Here is a 4,887-nt window from a genome sequence, read left to right on the forward strand (position 1 = left end):
TTGATTGGTTTTTGTGGGTTTAGGGGTTTTGCATTCAGCTTCTACTTCTATAGCAATACCAGCAATACCAGCCTTAATTCCTCCTTTTTTAATAAAGAATTGATTATGATTTTCTTGGCAATTTTGTTCTGCGTATTTAATGAAATCTTTCTGTTCTTTAACCAAGTCTTTCTGTTCTTTAACCAAATCTTTCTGTTCTTTAACCAAATCTTTCTGTTCTTTAACCAAATCTTTTTGTTCTTTAACCAAATCTTTTTGTTCTTTAACCAAATCTTTTTGTGTATTAATTGTCTTTTGTCTTTCTTGTTCTGTTTTCTGTTGTTCTTGTTCTGTCTTTTGTTGTTCTTGTTCTAACTCTATCTGTTTATCAATATCACCAGCGCTACAAGCGGCTAATAATAAACTTGTCGCTATTGTTAATCCTGAATATTTCCACCAATTGATTTGATTTTCTTTTTCAGCTTGTTTGGATTTATCTTGGACTTTATCGTCTAATTCTTTCGCTTTCCTGCACACAACATGGGTCAATACTACTAATGCCGCACTGCTTTTCTCGGGATGTTTTTTTACAAGTTCTCTAACTCTCTTTGCGATCTTTGTAAAAAACCCACCAACTGATCTGATTATATTTGTAATGGCATTCGCTTGTTTAAAATGAGTCTCTTTATTTGCCTTTGTGTCAGCTGTCTCTGCGTTTTTGCCAACTTTATTTGTTTTTCCTGTTTTTACTGATTCCATTACCAACCTTTCAAAATCTTATTATTGTAGTGTATATAGCCATATTTAATCGCTATTAAACGATGGGTTTGAAAAATTGTAAGGGTCAATCCAATCAGATTTTTCTAATCCATTCCAACAAAACTTGATACAAGTTTTCCTTATACCTTAAACTCACACCCTTTTAAAGGGAATAATAGGCAATAACTCGCTAGCTAAACATTCACTCTCTGCTTGAGTGTAAGCCTTTATATTCCTTTTGACCTACCAAATATTAGCATTTCTCTCAATCAAGCCTTGAGAAATTCAATTACACCCTTGTTTAACATCGCAAGCCTAGTAACTTAAAGCTCTTTTTGAGAGATTGGGCTAGATTGATCCTTATCCTTAATTCAAGCGCATGCACATTCATCTTTGTTATCTTTGAATAAGCTCAAGCGTTCTTAATGTAATGCATGGCGATTTTGAGCGCGTTGGTGGCTGCCCCCACTCTTAATTGATCCGCCACGCAAAAGCCATGCAAAGTTTTCTTATCAAACAAATCCTTCCTCAAGCGCCCTATAAAGGCGCTATCCGTGTTGCTCGCTTTTAAGGGCGTGGGGTAGAGATTATGGCTAGGATCATCGCAAACAACCACGCTAGGGGCGTTTTTTAAAACTTCATAGACTTCTTTAAGATCGAATTCTTTTTCAAAAGCGATACTCAAACTCTCGCTATGACTCCTTAATACCGGCACGCGCACGCAAGTCGCGCTGATAGGGAAATCCACGCCCATGATTTTATGGGTTTCATGCACCATTTTTAGCTCTTCTTTGGTGTAGCCGTTCTCCTTAAAAGTGTCAATATGAGCGATCGTATTGAAAGCGATCGGGTAAGGGAAAGCCCCGGCTTGCAAGATTTGGTTTAAATCAATAGCAGGGTCTTTTTCCAAATATTCTAATGCGGTTTTTAACTCATTTTTTAAACTCTCTATGCCCTTATTCCCTGCCCCACTCACGGCTTGATAAGTGCTAGCAATCACGCTTTTTATCTTAAAATGGAGGTGTAAGGGGTTTAAGATTTGCGTCATTTGAATGGTGGAGCAATTAGGGTTAGCGATGATATTTAAAGGAGCGTTAAAAATTTCTTTAGCGTTGATTTCAGGCACGACTAAAGGCACATCTTTATGCAATCTAAAAAAGCTCGTGTTATCAATCACTAAGGCCGTTTTTGCAGCGCTTGTGGCAAATTCTTCGCTCACGCTCCCCCCAGCGCTAAAAAAGGCGATATCTATTCTTTCTTTTTCAAAAACTTCATGCGTGGTTTCTAAAATCTCATAGTCTTTATGGAAAGCTTTAATCTTTTTGCCGGCACTCCTAGCACTGGCGAGCGGGACAAATTTTTTAATCGGGAAAGAAGAGTTTTCTAAACCTTTAATCAGCTCTTGGCCTACCGCCCCGCTAGCCCCAACAATAGCGACATTATAAGTCTTCATCGTTTTCTCCAATGATTTCAAGGGCTTTTAAAAAACTCAAGCAATTCAACTGCATGCCTGAATGCATGTTTTTCAGGCTTAAAGTTTCGCTTTTAAATTCTTCTTCGCCAATGACAGCCACAAACTCATGCCCTTTATGATTAGCATAAGAAAAGGGTTTTTTGATTTTTTGAGCTTCTGGATAGACTTCACTAAAAATCCCGCTTTGCCTTAAAGACTCCGCTAAGCGGTTTGCATAAGAAAAATACTCTTCATGCATGCAAGCGATTAAGACTTTAGCTTGGGTGGAACGCTCGTCTAATAATTGCATTTCACTCAAAGCCACAATCAATCGGTCAATCCCAATAGAAGCCCCCACCCCTTGTAAATTCTCTTTAGAAAAATTTTGAGTCAAATGATCGTAACGACCCCCTGAACACACGCTCCCCAAAGACTTCATGCCATTAAGCGTGGTTTCATACACAATCCCTGTATAATACCCTAATCCCCTAGCGATAGAAAAATCAATTTTATACAGGTTTTGAGAAATTTGCAAATCCCCTAGCAACTGGTATAGCCTTTCTAAATCCTGTATGCCCTTTTTCAGATTTTCATTATAGTCTTTCAAATAAGCAATTTTTTCAAAAAATTCCGCATGGCTTAAATCGTTTTGTTTGATTTGAACCATTTCTAAAAGCTCTTTAATGGTGTTTGGTTTTAAACCACACTCTTTTTTTAGTTCTTCTTCAACCCCATTCAAGCCAATTTTTTCTAATTTATCCACAATGCGCAACACTTCATTCACTTGAGAGATCCCAAAATATTCGCATATCCCATTCAAAATTTTTCTGTGGTTGATAGAGACGCAAAAATCTTCTAAATCCAAAGCTTTTAAGGAAGCGATGATCACTTGAATGATCTCAGCATCGCACACCAAGCTCTCGCTCCCTATAAAATCAAAATCGCATTGCGTAAATTCCCTATAACGCCCTTTTTGCGCCCTTTCGCCCCTAAAGACATTGCCTATAGCGTAGCGTTTAAAGGGCATGCCTAATATTTGGTGGTGCAAAGAGACAAAGCGGGCTAATGGCACGGTCAAATCAAACCTTAAAGCCACATCCCTATCCCCATGGTCTTTAAAACGATAAATTTCTTTTTGAATATCGCTGCTCGCATCAGGCAATAATACTTCAGCGTATTCCAAATGAGGGGTTTCAATCGGCACAAAACCAAAACTTTGAAACACGACTGAAACTTTAGCGAGCAATTGGGCTTTTTGTATCGCATCTTTAGGCAAGCGGTCTTTAAACCCGCTCAACACTTTAGGGGTAATCATTCCATTTCCTTGTATTTGTATGCTAAAATTTTAGCTTAAAATCTTTAAAAAAGGGCTATTGATGAGCGTAAATGCGCCCAAACGCATGCGTATTTTATTGCGTTTGCCTAATTGGTTAGGCGATGGGGTGATGGCAAGCTCGCTCTTTTACACCCTTAAACACCACTACCCTAATGCGCATTTTATCTTAGTGGGCCCACAAATCACTTGCGAACTTTTCAAAAAAGATGAAAAAATAGAAGCCGTTTTCATAGATGACACCAAAAAATCCTTTTTCAGGCTATTAGCCACTTACAAACTCGCTCAAAAAATAGGGCGTTGCGATATAGCGATCGCATTAAACAACCATTTTTATTCCGCTTTTTTGCTCTATGCGACAAAAACGCCTATCCGCATCGGTTTTGCTCAATTTTTTCGTTCTTTGTTTCTCAGCCATGCGGTAACTGCTGCCCCTAAAGAGTATCATCAAGTGGAAAAGTATTGCTTTTTGTTTTCGCAATTTTTAAAAAAAGAATTGGATCAAAAAAGCGTTTTACCCTTAAAATTAGCCTTTAACCTCCCCACTCACACCCCAAACACCCCTAAAAAAATCGGCTTTAACCCTAGCGCAAGCTATGGGAGCGCTAAAAGATGGCCAGCTTCTTATTACGCTGAAGTTTCTGCTGTTTTGTTAGAAGAAGGGCATGAAATTTATTTTTTTGGGGCTAAAGAAGATACTATCGTTTCTGAAGAGATTTTAAAATCCGTTAAAAACTTATTGAAAAACCCCTTATTATCCCATAACGCTTACAATCTGTGCGGGAAAACAAGCATTGAAGAATTGATACAACGCATCGCAATTTTGGATTTATTCATCACTAACGATAGCGGCCCCATGCATGTGGCTGCTAGCGTGCAAACCCCCTTAATCGCTCTTTTTGGCCCCACTGATGAAAAAGAGACTCGCCCCTATAAAGCTCAAAAAACGATTGTGTTAAACCACCATTTAAGCTGTGCGCCCTGCAAGAAACGAGTTTGCCCTTTAAAGAATGAAAAAAACCATTTGTGCATGCGATCTATCACGCCCCTTGAAGTCCTTCAAGCCGCTCACACTCTTTTAGAAGAGTCTTAAACGCCCTTCATGGGCTTTTTTTAAAAACGCAACCATATTGATAAAACTCTGTGTATATAAAAGATTTAAACTTTATTTTTAAAGGCGTGAGAAGAGCGATAAATCCCATCAAAGGTTTTAAAAAATGGTAGGAAATTATAGAATAGTATCCAAAAAAGCGTTTTTAAAAACGCTTTTTTAGAGTCAAAGCCATTAGGCCACTGAGTTTTTAGGTTTTTTGGCGTCTTTTTTATCTTTGTGAGCCACTAATTGAGAGCTTAACTCAGGTTT

At 38.2% G+C, this 4,887-nt stretch carries 4 protein-coding genes and 1 pseudogene; 1 reads left to right on the forward strand and 4 read right to left on the reverse strand.

Features of this window, described 5'->3' with window-relative positions; translation table 11 throughout:
- From EWZ81_RS06300 to hisS, 3 genes are all read right to left on the reverse strand, one after another.
- Positions 1-738 (reverse strand): DUF874 family protein (locus EWZ81_RS06300; protein ID WP_165549389.1); only part of this gene is annotated, 738 nt, incomplete at its 3' end.
- A gap of 412 nt (positions 739-1,150) precedes the next feature.
- Positions 1,151-2,191 (reverse strand): aspartate-semialdehyde dehydrogenase, encoded by a 1,041-nt coding sequence (gene asd, locus EWZ81_RS06305; RefSeq protein ID WP_165549390.1) that lies wholly within the window; start codon positions 2,189-2,191, stop codon positions 1,151-1,153.
- Positions 2,178-3,506, reverse strand: coding sequence for a histidine--tRNA ligase (gene hisS / locus EWZ81_RS06310; protein ID WP_165549391.1), 1,329 nt, complete (start codon positions 3,504-3,506; stop codon positions 2,178-2,180). Before hisS ends, asd begins: the two co-directional genes overlap by 14 nt.
- Before the next feature lie 61 nt (positions 3,507-3,567).
- On the opposite strand from hisS, the gene waaF reads away from it, so the two are divergent.
- Entirely contained in the window at positions 3,568-4,617 is a 1,050-nt protein-coding gene (gene waaF / locus EWZ81_RS06315) for a lipopolysaccharide heptosyltransferase II (protein WP_165549392.1), read from the forward strand.
- Between the two features lie 192 nt (positions 4,618-4,809).
- On the opposite strand, the pseudogene EWZ81_RS06320 reads toward waaF, so the two are convergent.
- Positions 4,810-4,887 (reverse strand): annotated as a pseudogene (locus tag EWZ81_RS06320) (flagellar protein); the annotation flags it as partial.

This window comes from Helicobacter pylori, from assembly GCF_011140715.1.
Classification (GTDB): Bacteria; Campylobacterota; Campylobacteria; order Campylobacterales; family Helicobacteraceae; genus Helicobacter; species Helicobacter pylori_DA.